Genomic DNA, 18,292 nt, shown 5'->3' on the forward strand with positions numbered 1-18,292 from the left:
TATGATTTTCAAATTACTTGTTTAAAATCATCGCCGCTTCTTTTGCAAAATAGGTAAAAATCATATCCGCTCCGGCTCTTTTGAAGCAAGTCAAACTTTCAATAATTGTTTTGTCATTATCCAGCCAGCCATTTTGAGCAGCCGCTTTCACCATTGCATATTCTCCGCTTACATTATAAACTGCAATCGGAAGATCAATTGCTTCACGGACTTTAGAAACAATATCCAGATAAGGAAGTCCAGGTTTGATCATAATAATGTCTGCGCCTTCATCAATATCTTTAAAAACTTCATTTAATGCTTCACGGGAATTGTGAAAATCCATCTGATATGTTTTTTTATCTTTCGGAATTTCTATATTGTCTTTTGGCGCACTGTCCAAAGCACTTCGGAAAGGCCCATAAAAAGAGCTTGCATACTTTGCGGAATAGCTTAAAATTCCAACATCTGTAAATCCATTCTCTTCCAAAGCTTCACGAATGGTCAAAACTCTGCCATCCATCATGTCACTTGGTGCCACAATGTCAGCTCCGGCTTCAGCGTGGGAAACCGACATTCTCGCCAACGCGTCATTGGTAGCATCATTTACAATTTTACCGTTTTCTATAACTCCGTCGTGGCCGTAAATTGAGTAAGGATCCAAAGCTACATCGGGCATCACAATCATTTCCGGAAGCGCGTCTTTTATTGCTTTGATGGTATTCTGCATCAGTCCATTTTTATTCCATGCTTCTTTTCCTGTATTGTCTTTCAGGTTTTCCGATACTTTCATATACAGATTGACTGCTTTTACACCCAAAGAAAACAATTCTCGACATTCTTTCACCGTCAAATCAATGCTTCGTCTGAAAATTCCCGGCATAGACGGTATTGCTTCCTGCTTATTTTCTCCTTCCATCACGAAGATCGGCATTACAAAATCATTTGTCGAAAGTGTATTTTCTCTTACCAAGCTTCTCACAGACTCATTTGTTCTGAGCCTTCTATTTCTTGAATGTATCATTTTTGGAATACTTTTTGAATAATTTATTGCAAATTTAATATAACTTCCGTAAATAAGTCTTGCGGGTGATTATATAATTTATTATTTTTGTTAGTAATATTTATGCAAATTATACGTTGATGAAAAAACTTCTACTCTTATTCATATTTACAGGCACTTTTGTTGGTTTTTCCGGCAATTTGAAGGCACAGCTCAGAGAGCCTGGTTCTATCTCGCAAAAGTCAGATGATGGAGTTCTTATTGCATACCCAAATCCCGCAAAGGATTTTTTAATCGTTAAAGCAAAAGATTCTTCTTTAAAAATAAAAAATGTTACGTTTTATTCTATATTGGGAACTCAGGTTGCTAATTATTCGGTGAACACCAATAAAGCGGAAATCAACATTGAAAGATTAAAGCCCGGAAAGTATCTGATCCGCTATATTCTCAGCGACAATACTCAAAAGGTTACTCAAATAGTAAAACAATAATATGAAATCCTGATAATCATCAGGATTTTTTCTTTTACAGGCAATCTCTATTCCGTAACTTTCGGAATATTTTTATACTAATTGCAAAAACAATTAAATGCTAAAAGCTGAACATATTACTAAAACTTACAATGCAGGAAAAAAAACAGCCTTGGAAGATTTTAGCATTCATGTGCCAAAAGGAAGTATTTATGGTCTTTTGGGACCCAACGGCGCAGGAAAAACTTCTTTTATAAGAATTATTAATCAGATAACTCAGGCTGATTCCGGAGATGTTTTTATTAACGGACAAAAGCTCAATCCCAATCATATCAAGGACATCGGATATATGCCCGAAGAAAGGGGTTTATATAAAAATATGAGCGTCGGCGATCAGATTATTTATTTTGGGGAACTAAAAGGAATGAGCAAAAACGAAGCTCAAAATGAAGCCAAAAAGTGGTTTGAAAAGCTTCACATCGATCAATGGTGGAAGAAAAAGCTTTCTGAACTTTCGAAAGGAATGGCTCAGAAAATACAGTTTGTGGTAACAGTTTTACACAGGCCACATCTTTTAATCCTGGATGAACCTTTTTCCGGTTTTGATCCTGTAAATGCCAATTTAATCAAAGATCAGATCATTGAACTTAAGAATAACGGAACAACCATCATTCTCTCAACACACAGAATGGAAAGCGTTGAAGAAATGTGTGATTATGTAGCATTGATCGACAATTCTAAAAAAATTATAGACGGAAGAGTTTTTGATGTAAGAGAAAAATTTAAAAAAAATATTTTTGGGATCACTCTTTCGGAAGTGAATGAAGATCAACTTTTAAATTTTAAAAACAAATACGGAATTTTCAATTTATCCACCGAAAACAGCCTTGTTTCATTCGAGCTTAAAAATGAAGCCGATCAAAACAGCATCATATCCGATCTTGTGCATGTGGGAAAAGTGAGATCATTCGACGAAAAGATTCCAAGCATGAACGAAGTTTTTATTAATGCCGTAGGTAATCATTCTTAATTTTATGAATAATATTTTTTTAATTACAAAAAGAGAATTTCTTACGCAGGTAAAGAAAAAATCTTTCATTATACTTACTTTATTGGCACCCGTGATGATCATTGCTTTCGGAGCGGTAATCGGATTGATGTTTAAAGCCAACGAATCCCACACAATTATAGAAGTTGTAGACAACAGCGGAATTTTTAAAGATCAGTTGAAATCTACCGACAAGATCAATTATGTTTTTGTACCTGTAATTGAAGAAAAAACTAAAATAAAAAATCTAAAAGGCAACGAGTCTTTGGATGGTATTTTGGTTTTGCCAGAAATGAACACTCAAAATTTTGATGATCTTGAAAAAAATACAAGACTGGTTATCAATACTAAAATCGGATTTGACACGAAGCAGCGCATCATTTCGGATATAAGTAATGTTGTAAAGAAAGAAAAAATAAAGCAGCTTGGCATTGCAGAATCGCAGCTCAATAATCTTGATAAAAGTTTTGACCTGAAAACCATTAACGTTTCGGATGATAATAAGGAAGATTCTGATCTTACATTTGGCGTAAAAACCGGCCTAAGTATGGGGCTGATGTACGTTACATTTATGTTTATTATCATTTATGGCGTGCGTGTGATGAGAAGCGTCCTGGAAGAGAAAAACAACCGTGTTGTAGAAATTATCATCTCTTCCGTAAAGCCTTTTGAACTGATGATGGGCAAAATTTTAGGTGTAACGATGGTGGCTTTAACGCAGTTTATTATATGGATTTCAATGTCTGTAATCGGCGCACTGATTCTAAATACAGGCTTTTCGTCTATTCAAAAAAATATTCCGGGAGGAGATGAAGATATGATGAGTAAGCTTGACGTGGCTCAAATTGCAACACAGGTTTCGCACAGCTTATTGGAACTTAATTTTCCATTAATCATTTTTGTTTTTATTGTTTTTTTTCTGCTTGGTTATATTTTTTACAGTTCAATTTATGCAGCAATCGGTTCTGCGGTTGACAACGAAACAGAAACTCAACAATTTACTTTATTTGCTATTCTTCCATTGACTTTGGGCATGTACGGAAGTTTTTCTGTAATGAATAACCCCGACGGGCCTTTAGGTGTCTGGCTTTCTATTATTCCTTTCACGTCGCCTGTTGCGATGATTGCGAGAATACCTTACGGAGTTCCGGCGTGGCAGATTGCTTTATCGATTGGCTTATTGCTGGTAACAACCATTTTTATGATCTTCCTTGCAGGTAAAATTTACAGAGTCGGAATTTTGATGTATGGAAATAAAGCGACCTTAAAGGAACTTTGGAAGTGGATAAGAAGTTAAATTTAGATTATCTTAAAATAGTAATTCGAACAAAAATCTAAATAAGACTTAAAAACAAAAATCCCGAAACCAATAAGTTTCGGGATTTTTTATATTTTGAATAAAACCTTATTCGAAAATGTAGCTTAAGCTTAAACTAAGAACCTGCTCAGATTTCTTTTTAGCTGAATTAGCATCCAATTTGGTTTCGTCCAAATCCGGATAGGTATTTGACAAACCAAAATCATACTTTAAAGCCAATTCGAGCTGTCTTTTGTAGCTGTATCCTACACCAACGCCTATTGCAAAGTTAAATGAACTTGCTTTACCCAGCTGGTCTGTTCTGTAGATTTCACGGGATTCATTCTTTACTTTTTGATCTATTAAAAAATTAAATCTTGGGCCAGCCATTCCAAAGAACTCTGATTCTGCCTCAGAAAAATATCCTTTGAAATAAATAGGAACACTGATGTAATTATTTGCATAAACAGCATCATAACCTTCAATACCCTTAGCATCCTTATCTTTACCCGACTCGCCGGCGCCGTAATAAACGACTTCAGGCTGAAGGTAAAACTGATTGTCTTTTCCCATAGGAATCAGCGCCAAAGCGCCACCCTGAAATCCGAATCTTGCACCCGAGGGATTGTGTGCATTTTTAACTCTGGAATAGTTGCCACCTGCTGTAACACCAAATCTTGTACTGCTTAGATCTATTTGTGCAAAAGATAAAGTAGAAAGTGATAAAGCGGAGGCTAATAAAAGTTTTTTCATATCAATTTTGGTTTATTATCCTAAAACTTTTGCAACGGTAACACCAATGTCAGCAGGGGAATCTACTACGTTGATACCGTTTTCTCTCATGATTTCCATTTTTGCCTGAGCGGTATCTTCGTCACCACCTACGATTGCACCTGCGTGGCCCATTGTTCTTCCTTTAGGAGCAGTTTGCCCAGCGATGAAACCAACAACAGGTTTTGTAGAACCGCTTGCTTTGTACCATCTTGCAGCTTCAGCTTCCAATCCGCCACCGATTTCTCCGATCATTACAACCGCATCAGTCTCAGGATCGTTGATGAATAATTCTAAAGCTTCTCTTGTCGTAGTTCCGATAATTGGGTCACCACCGATTCCGATTGCTGTAGAAACACCAAAACCTGCTTTTACAACCTGATCAGCTGCTTCGTAAGTAAGAGTTCCTGATTTTGAAACAATTCCTACTTTGCCTTTTTTGAAAACGAAACCTGGCATAATACCAATTTTAGCTTCTTCAGAAGTGATGATTCCCGGACAGTTTGGTCCGATCAATCTGCAATCTCTGTCTGCGATATACGATTTTACTTTTACCATATCCGCTACAGGAATACCTTCTGTAATACATACAATAACTTTAATACCTGCTTCAGCAGCTTCCATAATAGCATCTGCAGCAAATGCAGGCGGTACGAAAATGATACTTACATTAGCTCCTGCTTTTTCAACAGCATCGGCAACAGTATTGAATACCGGCTTCCCAAGGTGCTCGCTTCCTCCTTTTCCGGGAGTAACACCACCTACTACGTTGGTTCCGTATTCAATCATCTGACCTGCATGGAAAGTACCTTCGTTCCCTGTAAATCCTTGTACAATTACTTTAGAATCTTTGTTTACTAAAATTGACATTTTATTGTTGTTTTAATTTATTTTATCTTTTTATTAATGCTCACAAATTTACTTATTTTTCTTTGAAAAAAGATGATTTTTAGATTACAAAAAACGATTGCAAATTTGCAATCGTTCAAAAAGCTCATTAAACTATAAATTTAAGATAATCTTTTATTCTGTACACCATTTTTACAAAAAACCACTTAGTGTATTAACTCTATAGGATTGTTATATATTTTTTGTTTATCGATCATTTTTTTGCGCATAGTTTGAATCACATTTGGATCTTGAAATGTAAAATCTCTATATTTATAATCTACATCAAATTTATTTTTAAAGACTAATTCCCAAAATTTTTCTTTTGTTGTTTTTGTATAATCATTTTGAATGTTAAAATTTATTAATGTGTTCTTTTCCTTTTTAATATAGTACGCATTAAAATTATAATAGTTTTTTGAATCATATAATTCAAGAATTAAACCTGGCAATCCATTGAATTTATATGGACCAAAAGGTAATGGATATTCTTCTGCAAACCAAGCAATCCATTTTCTACCAAACATTTTTGTAGTTGCTTTTCGACATTTTAAATTTAAAATTTCTTTTGTTTCTTGTTCGATCTTCCACTGTATTTTATAGTTGGTAGAATAATATATATTAGAACCCAAAATTGGTTGAAAGTGACTTAACACTTTGTCTTTCGAATTATAAATTATATAATAGTCATTTTCTGTACCGTATTTAATAGCTATAGCTGCTTGATTTTGATTTGGCTGTTCTGATAATGAATCTTTAAAATATTTTGCTATAGATTCATACATACTTTTTTCTTTATTAACAAAAAGAATAAAATTTTCCTTATTTACTTTTTCTGATGTTGAATCTATTTTATAAGTTAATTTATAGGAAATTGAAATATCAACTTTTTCTTGAGAAAATGAAAGAATATTAAACAAAACTAAAATAAATGTTATTACTTTGCTTTTCATAAAAATAAAATTTGATTAAAAAGAAATTCAATTTCATTTTTGGATGAAATTGAATTTTAAAAATAAGTTAATTCCTTACTATTTCGAAATCTTTTGGACTACCAGTTGTATTACAAAAAGTTTCTTCTAAACCAGCGGCTGCTATTTGGAGTTGAGCATCAGTATATTCTTTTTCAGTTGTGCAAATTACATTCCTACAAGAAAGTTGAAAAGTAATTGTATGCGTTTTTAGAATTCGAACATCACTATAACAATTCTCACTACTTGATGCATAAGTAACATTAGCACTCGCAAACCCTACAGTTAGGAAAGGTAAAGTTAATAATAATTTTTTCATAATGTTAATATTTTTCGTTAAACATTACAAAAATACCAAACAAATGTGTAAAAAATAGCAAAACCTATTGCTTTTTTACTGTCTATTTATTGCGCAATTTGCATGATATTTATGCACTTTTATGTAATTTTGTAATATTACACATAATGATGATTAAAGAAAAATTGAAAAATGCGCGCATTGCCAAAGGATTTACACAAGAGGAAACAGCTAAAGCAATACACAGGACAACAACCACCTATTGTCGTAAAGAAAACGGAGAAATAAAAATAACTAAAGTTGAATGGCAAAAGCTTGCTGCATGTTTAGAAGTTTCAGAAGATGATATTTTCCAAGAAAATGAACAAAAAGTAGTAATTAATGTTGAAAATCATGCTACAGGAGAAAATTTTGGCAACTACAATTATTACAACGATGTGAACGAAGAAATGCTCGCTCATATTTTGGACTACATAAAGGTTCTGAAAAAAGAGAATGACGAGCTAAAGGAAAATTGGAGCAAAAAATAATTTTACTCCAAATTCCTCAGCTTAACTTCTTTTTTAAGGTATGTTTTAAAATCTTCTGCCAACATTCCGATATAAGTTCCTTTTTTAAGATCTCTGTTGACTCCTGTTTTCCCTAGAATTACAGATCCGCTTTCAATAGCATTTCCTGAAGCCATACCAACCTGCCCCCATAAAGTTACCTCATCACCAATATTGCAGCAGCCCGCAATACCAACTTGAGAAGCAATCAAACACTTTTTACCAATCACCGTATCATGGCCGATCTGGATCTGATTATCCAACACCGAACCTTCGCCGATAATGGTGGAATCTGTAACTCCCCTGTCGATCGTACAACTGTTTCCTATTTCAACATTATTTTCGATAATTACATTTCCGACAGAAATTAAACGATCAAAATTTCCGTTTAATTTTCTGTAATAAAAAGCGTCGCCGCCCAAAACAGTGTTTGACTGAATGATAACATTATCGCCAATTACAGTTCGGTCACCAATCACAACATTAGGAAAAATTATAGTGTTTTTTCCAATTACAACGTTGTTGCCGATAACTGCTGAAGGATGTATTTTTGTTCCTTCACCAATTTCAGCATTATGAAGGTCATCTGTAAAATTATATATTTTCGTGAAATATGTATTAATCTTATTAAAGTCCGCGAAAGGATCTTCAGAAACCAAAAGCGCCTTTCCTTCAGGACATTCAACTTCTTTATCAATTAAAATAATCGTTGCTGCCGAATTTAAAGCTTTATCATAATATTTAGGATGATTTACAAAAACAATGTCGCCGGGCTTTACACGGTGAATTTCATTTGTTCCTAAAACTTCAAAGTCTTCGGAACCAATAAACTTTGCTCCGATTAAATCTGCAATTGTCTTAAGCTTTTGAGGAGAATGGAATCTCATAAATAAGTGCGGAGTTAAAAGACAGAAGCTGGAAGACTTTTGCTTCCAGCTTCCGGCTATAATTTTGTTATTATTTTACTCTTTCCAAGTAAGAACCGTCTTCTGTGCTCACTTTGATCTTGTCACCCGGCTCGATAAACAACGGAACCATTACTCTTGCGCCAGTCTCAACTATTGCATTTTTCAAAGCGTTGGTTGCCGTGTTTCCTTTCACTCCCGGATCGGCTTCGATAACGTCTAAATAAACAGATTGTGGAAGTTCTGCCGAAAGCGGAGCCTCATCTGCTTCTTTAAGGATGATGGTAACTTCTTCACCGGCTTTCATGAATTGCGAATTTTCAATCATTTCTTTATCAAGATAAATCTGAGAAAAATCATCATTATTCATAAAATGAAAACCATTATCATCTTCATACAAATATTGGAATTTTCTTGTAATCACTTTCACTTCATCAATTTTGTGACCTGCAGAAAAGGTATTATCAATCACTTTTCCGTTGGTTACAGATTTCAGTTTTGTTCTTACGAAAGCCGGCCCTTTTCCCGGTTTTACATGAAGGAATTCGATTACTTTAAAAATATCATTGCTATACTCTATGCAAAGACCTTTTCTTATATCGTTACTTGTTGCCATTAATTTTTATCTATATTTTATATTATTCTTTACCTGTTCCGTATCCTTTTACAATACCTCTCGGAGAATTTTGGATAAACTGAAGAATCTCGTCTCTTTCAGCAGTTGGAAGCATTTCTTTTTCAATGTGTGAAACTGCTTGCGAAACATTCATCTTCATCTGAAAGATTGCTCTGTATATTTTCTGGATCTCGAAAATTTTCTCATTGGTAAATCCTCTCCTTCTCAAACCTACAGAATTAATTCCTGCATACGCCATCGGTTCGCGGGCAACTTTTACATATGGCGGAATATCTTTTCTAACTAAAGTACCGCCGGAAATCATGACATGCTTTCCTATTTTACCAAACTGATGAACGGCACTAAGCCCTCCCATCACCGTAAAATCACCTATTTCAACATGTCCCGCAATACCGCAACCGTTTACGATAATCACGTGATCGCCTATTATGCAATCGTGAGCAATATGAGATGTCGCCATAATCAGGCAATTAGCTCCGATTTTCGTAAAACCTAAAGCTTTTGTTCCTCTGTTTACCGTAACGCATTCCCTGATTGTCGTGTCGTCTCCAATGATCACTTGGGTGTCTTCACCATCGAATTTTAAATCCTGAGGAATAGCAGAAATTACAGTTCCAGGGAAAATCCTGCAATTTTTTCCGATCCTTGCTCCATCCATTATAGTGACATTGGAACCAATCCAGGTTCCTTCCCCTATTTCTACATCCGCTGCAATGGTTGTAAATGGCTCTACAACTACATTTTTGCTGATTTTCGCACGCTTATCTACGGCTGCTAATTGATGGATCATTTAATCAACTTTATTTTTTGCTACTTGTGCCATCAGTTCGGCTTCTACCGCCACAGTATCTCCTACATATCCGTATCCCTGCATGTGTACGATTCCTCTTCTGATGGGTTCAATTAATTCAATTTTGAAAATCATAGTATCTCCGGGAACTACTTTTCTTTTGAATTTTACTTTATCAATCTTAATGAAATAAGTTGAATAATTTTCAGGATCCGGTACGCTCGCCAATACCAAAATACCTCCTGTCTGAGCTAAAGCTTCAACCTGTAAAACTCCCGGCATTACGGGTTCTTTAGGGAAATGCCCAACAAAGAAAGGCTCATTCATTGTTACGTTTTTTAAACCTACAACATGAGAATCTGAAAGTTCAAGAATTTTGTCAATCAATAAAAACGGCGGTCTGTGAGGCATCAACTTCATAATTCCGTTGATATCATAAACCGGCTCTTTCGTTAAATCAAAATCAGGCACGTTTTTTTTCTTTTGCAGTTTCCACTGGCGATTTAATTTTTTTGCAAACTGTGTGTTTACAAAATGTCCAGGCTTATTGGCAATAATTTTACCTTTAATCTTAACACCAGCCAAAGCCAAATCACCAATTACATCCAATAATTTGTGTCTTGCAGCTTCATTAGGATAATTTAAAGTCAGGTTATCAAGAATTCCGTTTGGTCTGATCGATACATTGTCTTTACCAAAGGCTTTTTTTAGTTTTTCTGTCGTTTCCGGAGTAAGATCTTTATCTACATAAACGATCGCGTTAGAAATATCTCCTCCTTTGATCAAACCGTGATCTAAAAGCATTTCCAACTCATGCAAAAAGCTAAACGTCCTTGCAGATGAAATCTCTTCTTTAAACTCTGAAATATTTTTTAAAGTAGCATTTTGAGTTCCCAAAACTTTGGTCCCAAAATCTACCATTGTCGTTATCTCGTAATTATCTGATGGAATAATCGTAATTTCTGAACCAGTTGCTGGATCGCTGTAGCTAAGAACTTCTTTTACCACAAGATATTCTCTCGCAACATTCTGCTCTACAACGCCAACACTTTCTATCGCTTCAACAAAAAACTTTGATGATCCGTCTAAAATCGGCGGTTCTGAAGCGTCCATTTCCAACATGGCATTATCAATATCGCATCCCACCAACGCAGCTAAAAGGTGCTCACAAGTATTGATTTTTACTCCTAATTTCTCAAGAGTAGTTCCTCTTTCTGTTGCCACAACATAGTTCACATCAGCTTCTACCTGAGGATGCCCTTCCAAATCTGTTCTTACAAAAATAAAACCTGTATTTTCTTTGGCAGGTCTGATGGTCAATTTTACTTCTTTACCAGTATGAAGGCCAATTCCGGAAAGCGTAACTGCTTCCTGAAGTGTTTTTTGCATATCACTCATTAGTTTGATCTTTTGAGTTATCCTCAAGATTATTTATTCGTTTTACAATTTCAGGTAAATTTCTGAAATGAACATAGCTTCTCAAATAGTCGTTGTAGCTGATTGCAGGTGAGCCGTACATGGTTTCCTTATCGTTTACACTAGAATTCACTCCGCTTTGAGCCTGTATTTTGACCTGATTTCCTATTTTTATATGTCCCACGACGCCAACCTGACCGCCAATCTGGTTCCAGTTTCCAATTGTTGTAGATCCTGCAATTCCGGCTTGTGCTGCAATTACATTATTCTGACCTATTTTCACATTGTGAGCTATTTGGATCAGATTATCTATTTTGGTTCCTTTACCAATGATTGTGGAGCCTATCGTGGCTCTGTCTATGCTACAGTTTGAGCCAATCTCAACATCATCTTCTATAATTACGTTTCCCAGCTGAGGAATTTTTTTGAATCCTTCCGCTGTCGGCTGAAAACCAAATCCGTCGCCTCCGATTACAGTATTCGAATGAATAATACAATTATCACCAATAATACAATAATCATAAATTCTGGCTCCGCTGTCAATTTTACAGTTTTTACCAATTTTCACACCTTTTCCGATGTAAACTTGCGGATAAATCTGTGTTGCTTCGCCAATTTTTACTTTTTCAGAAATATAGGTAAAAGCTCCAATATAAGCTTTCTCACCAACTACAGCTGTATCGTGTATAGAAGCTCCGTCTTCCACGCCTTCTTTTCTGCCTCTCATTTCCTGATACAGATTCATCAGAACCTGAAAGGAAAGGTAAGCATCTTTTACAGCAATAATGGTCTGTTTGTAATTATCTTTTTCTAAAATATTATCTGAAACAATAAGAACTGAACATTTTGAAGTATCCAAATAATGTGAAAACCTTGCCTGGGCAATAAAAGAAAGATGCCCGACTTCACCGTTTTCAATAGGCGAAACTCCTGTGATAAGCGCATTTTCGTCGCCTATAATTTTTCCGTCAATAAAACTCGCAATTTGCGAAGCTGTGAATTCCATATTCTGCAAAGATAAGAATTTCTGTTATTCGTAATCATTTTTTAGTTTCAGGAATATAGATTTTAAGATTCTTTAAGACTTTTTTCTTCTACTGTCTTGGGAAAGTAAGTATATATCTTGTTGTATTACTGCCAATTAACCCTGATAAAAGCTGATCTTCAGACTCATCAAGTTTTATGATTTTGCCATTTTTCTGCAAAAGATAAATCGGCTGCTTTTTGGTGTCGTATGGTAATAAACTTCTTTCGATTTCGTGCACCAATTCCTCGGCATTATCAATTCCAAAAAGTTCATTCGTATTTCTTATTTTTTCTTCAATAAACTTTTTTTCAAAAGGTTGCGAAGAAATAATCGTTTTCGGAAGGTTTCGCTCAATAACGCATTTACACCAATAAGAAAGAATAAAATCTTCAGAATTCTGCCACAATTTCATCGCCTGAATAATATCATTATCATCCATTTGTGTAAATCTTTCTACATCTTCATCTGTTGCAAGGCTTTTTCCTCGGCTCAAGAAATATTTTAGATTTTCGGCAGCCGGTAAATCTATTCCTTGAGAAACTAAATATTTTGCCCTTTTCAATATTTTAACCAAAATAAATTCTGCCAAAGCCGATGTTTTATGATAATATACCTGCCAATACATAAACATTCTGGCCATCAAAAAATTTTCGATAGAATAAACACCTTTCGCATCAATGACGAGCTCGTCCTGACAAACATTCATCATTGAGATAATTCTTTGCGTATTCACATTCCCTTCGGAAACTCCTGTGAAAAAACTGTCTCTTTTCAAATAATCCAGTCGGTCGACATCTAATTGTGAGCTTATTAATTGATTGAAAAACTTTCTGTGATATTTCCCCTGAAACATTTCGATAGCAATTGACAATTGACCTTCAAATTCATCATTCAACCTGTTCATTAATAATAAGGAAAGGTTCTCGTGATGCCAATCGTGCATCAACATACTTTCTAAAGCATGAGAAAACGGGCCGTGACCAATATCGTGCATCAAAATAGCCAGCATTGCTCCTTTTTCTTCTTCTTCCGAAATTTTAATTCCTTTTTGCTTTAAAGTTTCCAAGGCTGTAAACATGAGATGCATTGCACCAATCGCGTGATGAAATCTTGTATGCGTAGCTCCAGGAAAAATCAAATTTAAAAGTCCGGTCTGAGAAATCCTTCTTAATCTCTGAAAATACGGATGCTCAATAATATCGAACAAAATCTCGTGAGGAATTCTTATAAAACCGTGAACCGGATCGTTGATAATTTTTAGCTTATTCTGCATATAAATACTGTGATTACTGCAAAATTATACTTTTAAAACGTAAATTAAGGAAACAGAAAATGATATTTTCCCACATTTTATTGAATTTTGTTTACAAAACTGGACTAATTGCACTATCTTCATACATTAATTTGTTACAACAATAATTGAAAATTCTTTAACTAAGATTTAACTATTCAAAGCTTCAATTTGGCTTTTGTTAAGGGCTTTTGGTCACAGTTTTGATATATTAAACAAAGAAAAAATTAAATTTTTATGTCGGAAAAGATATTATGGATCGATGATGAAATAGATTTACTCAAACCTCATATCGTATTTTTAGAAAAGAAAGGTTACCATGTGACCCCGGTGAATAATGTGAATGAGGCTTTAGAACTGATGGATTCAGAAAAATTTGCCTTAACACTTATTGACGAAAATATGCCCGGAATTTCCGGACTGGAAGCTATTCCTATGATTAAAAATAAAGACAGCTCTTTAAAAATAGTAATGGTGACGAAAAGCGAAGAAGAACACATCATGGAAGAAGCCATTGGTTCTCAAATCGCAGATTATATTTTAAAACCTGTAAATCCCAACCAAATATTATTATCATTAAAGAAAAATCTTCAGGAAGATAATTTGGTAGAGCAGAAAACAATTCTTCAATACCAGCAAGAATTCAGAAACCTTTCAATGGAGCTTTCTTACTTGAGAACCTATCAGGATTGGGCAGAATATTACAAGAAAATCCTGAATTGGGAAATAAAGTTCGACAAAGTTGCCGACAACGAATTTGCAGATCTTCTGCAGTCCCAAAAGGAAGAAGCCAATATTCAGTTTGCCAAATTTATCGAAAACAATTATGAAGAATGGTTGAACGGTTCTGATAAACCGATGATGAGCCATACTTTATTTAAGGATAAAATAAAATCTGAAGTTGAAAAAGATAAAGTGCTTTTGTTGATGGTCGACAATTTACGTTATGACCAATGGAAAGTAATCGAACCTTTATTCACAAAATTTTACAACAAGGTTTCGGAAGATTATTATTACAGTATTCTTCCGACGGCAACTCAATATGCGAGAAATTCGTTCTTCGCGGGTTTGCTGCCTTCAGAAATTGAAAAGCGTTTTCCAGATAAATGGTTTAACGATAATGAAGACGGAAATAAAAACGAATATGAACGTGATTTCTTAGAAGATCAAATGAAAAGAATTGGTTTGAATTCCAAATCAATGAAATATCTGAAAGTTTTGAATGCAGATTTTGAAAGAAAAATCTACGACGACTTCAATCAGCACAAAAACAATGATCTTTTGGTAATCGTTTACAACTTTATCGATATTCTGTCGCATGCAAAAACCGATAATCATATTGTAGATCAGCTTATTCGGGATGATAAAACGTTCCGTTCGTTAACTTTAAACTGGTTTGAAAACTCATCTTTACTTAAAATCATTAAGCTCGCTGCAGAAAGTGGATTTAAGCTTGTAATAACCACCGATCACGGAACAGTTTATGTAAAAAAACCAAGCCGTGTTGTCGGCGACCGTGAAACATCTACCAATATTCGTTATAAAACAGGAAAAAGTCTTACTTACGACGATAAAGATGTTTGGGCAATTACAAATCCCGAAAAAGTATTCTTACCAAAAGGAAATCTCAGTTCCAAATATATTTTTGCAAAGAATAATATATTTTTAGCTTATCCTAAAAATTATAATCATTTTGTAAATTATTATAAAGAAACTTATCAGCATGGCGGAATTTCTCTTGAAGAATGTATTATTCCGATAAGTATTTTAGAACCAAAATAATTTTTTCATAGTTATTATTTGAAGCTCGGGCGGAAAAAATCTTCGATTTTTTCCGCCCGATTTTTTATATTTTTGAATAATAAAATTGTGTGAATTTTAAGTTTAATAAAATTGCGCGATCCTTTTGATCTTTAAACTATCTCCAAATGAAATTAATTACCTACAACGTCAACGGAATCAGAGCGGCTTTTACGAAGGATTTTTTAGGCTGGCTGAAAACCGCCGATCCGGACATTATCTGTATTCAGGAAAGTAAGGCCGGAAACGACCAGATAGATATCGAAAGCCTTGAAAAAATAGGATATCACAGTTATTGGCATTCTGCCGTGCGCAAAGGCTACAGCGGTGTCGGAATTGCATCAAAAGTGAAACCCAATCATGTAGAATACGGCTGCGGAATCGAAAGCTATGATAATGAAGGAAGAATTATCCGTGCAGATTTTGACGGATTTTCTGCGATTTCGGTATATGTGCCTTCGGCTTCGAATATCGAAAGACTTGGTTTTAAGATGCAGTTTTGCAACGATTTTTTAGAATATATTAAAAACCTAAAGAAAGAAATACCAAATCTTATTATTTCGGGAGATTTTAATATTTGTCATGAAGCGATCGATATTCATGATCCGATCCGTTTAAAGAATGTTTCTGGCTTTCTGCCGATGGAAAGAGAATGGATGACCAACTTCATTGAAGAATGTGAATTGATTGACAGTTTCAGGTTTTTCAATAGCGATCCGGATAATTATACCTGGTGGAGCTACAGGCAAAATTATCGCGCAAAAAATAAAGGCTGGAGACTGGATTATAATTTTACTTCCTATTCATTAAAAGACAAGCTTTCAAGAGCTGTTATTTTAAAAGAAGCTGCACATTCTGATCATTGCCCTGCTTTGGTAGAAATAAACGTCTAAAAAACATAAAAGCCGGCTCAATTGAGCTGGCTTTTTAATTTAAATCATAAATTTAGTCGACAATTTCATATTCCACCGGAATGGTACCGCGATCGATATCTCCGATTTCATCGAACGCTGCTTTAGACATATCTAAAACTCTTGCTGAATGGAAAGGCCCTCTATCATTAATCGTTACAATTACCTCTTTTCCATTTCTCAGATTGGTAACCTTAAGTTCGGTCCCAAAAGGAAGCGTTCTGTGCGCTGCGGTAAGTTTTGAATTATCAAAAATCTCTCCGCTGGCTGTTTTTCTACCATTAAATTTGTCGTGGTAGTACGACGCATAACTTGTTTTCTTCGCATCTTCGGCATTGTTCTTGAAAGAATAAATACCTAGTGTTGAAATCATCATTATGATTACGAGAATGAATCTTTTCATCATGTTGAACTTTTACTTGTTTGACGAGGCAAAAGTATACTGAAACTCGTAAACACACTATTCGAAATGTTAAAACAAGTTAATAAAAAATTAAATATATGTTAATTATTGTCGCAACCCCTTATAAATAGAGCTTTTAAAGCATGTTGTTAAAAAACGTTAAAATTAAACCCTAAAAGTTAACATAATTAACTAACCAATGTATAATCATGAAACAGCAAACAATATAAAATATTGATAATGAGGCAATTAATAATATTCACAATTTATATAAATAGCTTTGTAACATTTTAAAAATGCATTCAACTAATTATTTAAATACATTAATTATGGAAAAACTTAAAAACAACAAACCCCTGTTTTTTGTAGCTTTAGCGCTATCCGGCTTAATGATATTTACTGCCGGAAAAAGTTTTGGAGAATTTCTTTATTACTTGCTTAATTAATTTTAAGCTTAAATTGTAGATTCAATTTAAATTTGACCCAACTAAAAAAAAAACCAATGAATGTATCATTGGTTTTCATATTATATTTAAACAAGCTCGCCGTACAAATCAAATTCCTCGGCTGAAGTGATTTTCACATTGGCAAACTCACCAATTGAAATGTAAGTATTATCAGCAGCCACCAAAACCGTATTGTCCACGTCCGGAGAATCATATTCAGTACGTCCCACAAAATAATTTCCTTCTTTTCTGTCAAAAACACATTTATAAACTTCACCAATTTTTTTCTGATTCTTTTCCCATGAAATTTGCGACTGGAGCTCCATAATCTCTTCTACTCTTGCTTCTTTTACTTCCTGCGGAATATCGTCTTCCAAAACATGTGCAGTCGTATTTTCCTCGTGAGAATAGGTAAAGCACCCTAATCTGTCAAATTTCTGCTCTTTTACCCACTCTTTCAATTCCTGGAATCTTTCTTCAGTTTCGCCCGGATAACCCACAATTAAAGTAGTTCTGATTGCCATGTGTGGAACTTTTTCTCGGAATTTGTCTAATAAAGCGTTGGTTTTTTCGTGCGTTGTTCCGCGTTTCATCGATTTCAACAAATCGGAATTGATATGCTGAAGCGGAATATCTATATAATTGCAAACCTTCGGCTCTTCTCTGATAATATCTAAAACATCCTCCGGAAAACCACTCGGGAAAGCATAATGCAGACGAATCCATTCAATTCCATCAACTTTTACAAGTTCTTTTAAAAGCTCGCCCAATGCTCTTTTTTTGTAAATATCTAAACCGTAATACGTAAGATCCTGCGCAATTAAAATCAATTCTTTTACGCCAACTTTTGCAAGCTTTTGAGCTTCTTTTACTAATTTTTCGATCGGTGTTGAAATGTGTCCGCCTCTCATCAAAGGAATTGCACAAAACGAACAAGGCCTGTCGCAACCTTCCGATATTTTAAGATAAGCATAATGCTTTGGCGTCGTAATCAATCTTTCGCCAACCAATTCATGCTTATAATCTGCACCCAAATGTTTTAATAAAATAGGTAAATCTCTTGTTCCGAAATATTGATCAACATCAGGAATCTCTTTGATTAAGTCCGGCTTATATCTTTCTGAAAGACAACCTGTAACGAAAACCTTTTCTACTTCACCTCTATTTTTTGCCTCAACAAAATCAAGAATAGTATTGATAGATTCTTCTTTCGCATTATCAATAAATCCGCAGGTATTGATTACCACAATATCTCCCTTGTCTTCATGCACAACCTCTTTGCCGTTAGCCTTTAGCTGGCTCATCAGCACTTCCGAATCGTAAACATTTTTGGAACATCCAAGCGTTACGATATTAATTTTTTTCTTACCTACAGATTTGGTTCTCATAAATT

19 protein-coding genes are annotated in these 18,292 nt (G+C 34.7%); 6 read left to right on the forward strand and 13 right to left on the reverse strand.

The genetic code is table 11. The features are described from left to right. Window positions 1–13 precede the first annotated feature (13 nt). Window positions 14–1,003, reverse strand: coding sequence for a porphobilinogen synthase (gene hemB, locus AC6CHK_RS15110; protein WP_498097522.1), 990 nt, complete (start codon window positions 1,001–1,003; stop codon window positions 14–16). Between the two features lie 119 nt (window positions 1,004–1,122). Here hemB and AC6CHK_RS15115 point away from each other — a divergent pair, with 119 nt between their 5' ends. From AC6CHK_RS15115 to AC6CHK_RS15125, 3 genes are all read left to right on the forward strand, one after another. Further along, window positions 1,123–1,473 carry a T9SS type A sorting domain-containing protein gene (locus tag AC6CHK_RS15115; protein WP_498097524.1) on the forward strand — a complete coding sequence of 117 codons (351 nt, stop codon included), beginning with the start codon at window positions 1,123–1,125 and terminating at the stop codon, window positions 1,471–1,473. A gap of 97 nt (window positions 1,474–1,570) precedes the next feature. Then, the gene (locus AC6CHK_RS15120) at window positions 1,571–2,482 is read left to right on the forward strand and encodes an ABC transporter ATP-binding protein (protein ID WP_498097526.1); all 912 of its coding nucleotides are present in this window, start codon (window positions 1,571–1,573) and stop codon (window positions 2,480–2,482) included. A 4-nt stretch (window positions 2,483–2,486) separates the two neighbouring features. Continuing rightward, a complete protein-coding gene (locus tag AC6CHK_RS15125; protein WP_498097528.1) occupies window positions 2,487–3,797 on the forward strand; it encodes an ABC transporter permease in 1,311 nt (436 codons plus the stop codon). Between the two features lie 108 nt (window positions 3,798–3,905). On the opposite strand, the gene AC6CHK_RS15130 is transcribed toward AC6CHK_RS15125, so the two are convergent. The 4 genes from AC6CHK_RS15130 to AC6CHK_RS15145 all read right to left on the reverse strand — a co-directional run bounded on the left by AC6CHK_RS15130 (window position 3,906) and on the right by AC6CHK_RS15145 (window position 6,746). Next, a complete protein-coding gene (locus AC6CHK_RS15130) occupies window positions 3,906–4,550 on the reverse strand; it encodes a porin family protein (protein WP_498097530.1) in 645 nt (214 codons plus the stop codon). A 15-nt stretch (window positions 4,551–4,565) separates the two neighbouring features. After that, window positions 4,566–5,438: a succinate--CoA ligase subunit alpha gene (sucD, locus tag AC6CHK_RS15135; RefSeq protein ID WP_498097532.1), complete on the reverse strand. Its 873-nt coding sequence runs from the start codon at window positions 5,436–5,438 to the stop codon at window positions 4,566–4,568. Between the two features lie 185 nt (window positions 5,439–5,623). After that, on the reverse strand, window positions 5,624–6,409 hold the full coding sequence (locus tag AC6CHK_RS15140) for a GLPGLI family protein (RefSeq protein ID WP_498097534.1): 786 nt from the start codon (window positions 6,407–6,409) through the stop codon (window positions 5,624–5,626). 67 nt (window positions 6,410–6,476) lie between these two features. Beyond that, entirely contained in the window at window positions 6,477–6,746 is a 270-nt protein-coding gene (locus AC6CHK_RS15145) for a hypothetical protein (protein ID WP_498097536.1), read from the reverse strand. 146 nt (window positions 6,747–6,892) lie between these two features. Here AC6CHK_RS15145 and AC6CHK_RS15150 point away from each other — a divergent pair, with 146 nt between their 5' ends. Further along, window positions 6,893–7,255, forward strand: a complete 363-nt coding sequence (locus tag AC6CHK_RS15150) for a helix-turn-helix transcriptional regulator (protein WP_498097538.1) — start codon at window positions 6,893–6,895, stop codon at window positions 7,253–7,255. Window positions 7,256–7,257: 2 nt separating this feature from the next. On the opposite strand, the gene AC6CHK_RS15155 is transcribed toward AC6CHK_RS15150, so the two are convergent. From AC6CHK_RS15155 to AC6CHK_RS15180, 6 genes are all read right to left on the reverse strand, one after another. Further along, window positions 7,258–8,160: a UDP-3-O-(3-hydroxymyristoyl)glucosamine N-acyltransferase gene (locus AC6CHK_RS15155; protein WP_498097540.1), complete on the reverse strand. Its 903-nt coding sequence runs from the start codon at window positions 8,158–8,160 to the stop codon at window positions 7,258–7,260. Between the two features lie 70 nt (window positions 8,161–8,230). Next, the gene (efp, locus tag AC6CHK_RS15160) at window positions 8,231–8,794 is read right to left on the reverse strand and encodes an elongation factor P (protein ID WP_498097542.1); all 564 of its coding nucleotides are present in this window, start codon (window positions 8,792–8,794) and stop codon (window positions 8,231–8,233) included. A 22-nt stretch (window positions 8,795–8,816) separates the two neighbouring features. After that, a complete protein-coding gene (lpxA, locus tag AC6CHK_RS15165) occupies window positions 8,817–9,605 on the reverse strand; it encodes an acyl-ACP--UDP-N-acetylglucosamine O-acyltransferase (protein WP_498097544.1) in 789 nt (262 codons plus the stop codon). Next, window positions 9,606–11,003 carry a bifunctional UDP-3-O-[3-hydroxymyristoyl] N-acetylglucosamine deacetylase/3-hydroxyacyl-ACP dehydratase gene (locus AC6CHK_RS15170; protein WP_498097546.1) on the reverse strand — a complete coding sequence of 466 codons (1,398 nt, stop codon included), beginning with the start codon at window positions 11,001–11,003 and terminating at the stop codon, window positions 9,606–9,608. Beyond that, window positions 10,996–12,027 carry a UDP-3-O-(3-hydroxymyristoyl)glucosamine N-acyltransferase gene (gene lpxD, locus AC6CHK_RS15175; RefSeq protein ID WP_498097548.1) on the reverse strand — a complete coding sequence of 344 codons (1,032 nt, stop codon included), beginning with the start codon at window positions 12,025–12,027 and terminating at the stop codon, window positions 10,996–10,998. The genes AC6CHK_RS15170 and lpxD overlap by 8 nt, the downstream gene beginning before the upstream one ends. An 88-nt stretch (window positions 12,028–12,115) precedes the next feature. After that, window positions 12,116–13,321, reverse strand: coding sequence for an HD domain-containing protein (locus tag AC6CHK_RS15180; protein ID WP_498097550.1), 1,206 nt, complete (start codon window positions 13,319–13,321; stop codon window positions 12,116–12,118). 255 nt (window positions 13,322–13,576) lie between these two features. Here AC6CHK_RS15180 and porX point away from each other — a divergent pair, with 255 nt between their 5' ends. Then, the gene (gene porX, locus AC6CHK_RS15185) at window positions 13,577–15,121 is read left to right on the forward strand and encodes a T9SS response regulator signal transducer PorX (protein ID WP_498097552.1); all 1,545 of its coding nucleotides are present in this window, start codon (window positions 13,577–13,579) and stop codon (window positions 15,119–15,121) included. A 146-nt stretch (window positions 15,122–15,267) separates the two neighbouring features. After that, entirely contained in the window at window positions 15,268–16,032 is a 765-nt protein-coding gene (locus tag AC6CHK_RS15190; protein ID WP_498097554.1) for an exodeoxyribonuclease III, read from the forward strand. A 52-nt stretch (window positions 16,033–16,084) separates the two neighbouring features. Here the strand turns inward: AC6CHK_RS15190 and AC6CHK_RS15195 are convergent, their stop codons facing one another. Both AC6CHK_RS15195 and rimO read right to left on the reverse strand, forming a co-directional pair. Beyond that, entirely contained in the window at window positions 16,085–16,456 is a 372-nt protein-coding gene (locus tag AC6CHK_RS15195) for a septal ring lytic transglycosylase RlpA family protein (protein WP_498097556.1), read from the reverse strand. 529 nt (window positions 16,457–16,985) lie between these two features. Continuing rightward, complete coding sequence (gene rimO, locus AC6CHK_RS15200; protein WP_498097558.1) at window positions 16,986–18,287, reverse strand: 30S ribosomal protein S12 methylthiotransferase RimO; 1,302 nt, start codon at window positions 18,285–18,287, stop codon at window positions 16,986–16,988. Window positions 18,288–18,292: the final 5 nt, after the last annotated feature.

This window comes from Chryseobacterium sp. GQ58, from assembly GCF_059758895.1.

Bases quoted from the DNA above. Each gene is read 5' to 3' on its own strand.
- hemB (WP_498097522.1), bottom strand. From the start codon at position 1,003: ATGATACATTCAAGAAATAGAAGGCTCAGAACAAATGAGTCTGTGAGA.
- AC6CHK_RS15115 (WP_498097524.1), top strand. From the start codon at position 1,123: ATGAAAAAACTTCTACTCTTATTCATATTTACAGGCACTTTTGTTGGT.
- AC6CHK_RS15120 (WP_498097526.1), top strand. From the start codon at position 1,571: ATGCTAAAAGCTGAACATATTACTAAAACTTACAATGCAGGAAAAAAA.
- AC6CHK_RS15125 (WP_498097528.1), top strand. From the start codon at position 2,487: ATGAATAATATTTTTTTAATTACAAAAAGAGAATTTCTTACGCAGGTA.
- AC6CHK_RS15130 (WP_498097530.1), bottom strand. From the start codon at position 4,550: ATGAAAAAACTTTTATTAGCCTCCGCTTTATCACTTTCTACTTTATCT.
- sucD (WP_498097532.1), bottom strand. From the start codon at position 5,438: ATGTCAATTTTAGTAAACAAAGATTCTAAAGTAATTGTACAAGGATTT.
- AC6CHK_RS15140 (WP_498097534.1), bottom strand. From the start codon at position 6,409: ATGAAAAGCAAAGTAATAACATTTATTTTAGTTTTGTTTAATATTCTT.
- AC6CHK_RS15145 (WP_498097536.1), bottom strand. From the start codon at position 6,746: ATGAAAAAATTATTATTAACTTTACCTTTCCTAACTGTAGGGTTTGCG.
- AC6CHK_RS15150 (WP_498097538.1), top strand. From the start codon at position 6,893: ATGATGATTAAAGAAAAATTGAAAAATGCGCGCATTGCCAAAGGATTT.
- AC6CHK_RS15155 (WP_498097540.1), bottom strand. From the start codon at position 8,160: ATGAGATTCCATTCTCCTCAAAAGCTTAAGACAATTGCAGATTTAATC.
- efp (WP_498097542.1), bottom strand. From the start codon at position 8,794: ATGGCAACAAGTAACGATATAAGAAAAGGTCTTTGCATAGAGTATAGC.
- lpxA (WP_498097544.1), bottom strand. From the start codon at position 9,605: ATGATCCATCAATTAGCAGCCGTAGATAAGCGTGCGAAAATCAGCAAA.
- AC6CHK_RS15170 (WP_498097546.1), bottom strand. From the start codon at position 11,003: ATGAGTGATATGCAAAAAACACTTCAGGAAGCAGTTACGCTTTCCGGA.
- lpxD (WP_498097548.1), bottom strand. From the start codon at position 12,027: ATGGAATTCACAGCTTCGCAAATTGCGAGTTTTATTGACGGAAAAATT.
- AC6CHK_RS15180 (WP_498097550.1), bottom strand. From the start codon at position 13,321: ATGCAGAATAAGCTAAAAATTATCAACGATCCGGTTCACGGTTTTATA.
- porX (WP_498097552.1), top strand. From the start codon at position 13,577: ATGTCGGAAAAGATATTATGGATCGATGATGAAATAGATTTACTCAAA.
- AC6CHK_RS15190 (WP_498097554.1), top strand. From the start codon at position 15,268: ATGAAATTAATTACCTACAACGTCAACGGAATCAGAGCGGCTTTTACG.
- AC6CHK_RS15195 (WP_498097556.1), bottom strand. From the start codon at position 16,456: ATGATGAAAAGATTCATTCTCGTAATCATAATGATGATTTCAACACTA.
- rimO (WP_498097558.1), bottom strand. From the start codon at position 18,287: ATGAGAACCAAATCTGTAGGTAAGAAAAAAATTAATATCGTAACGCTT.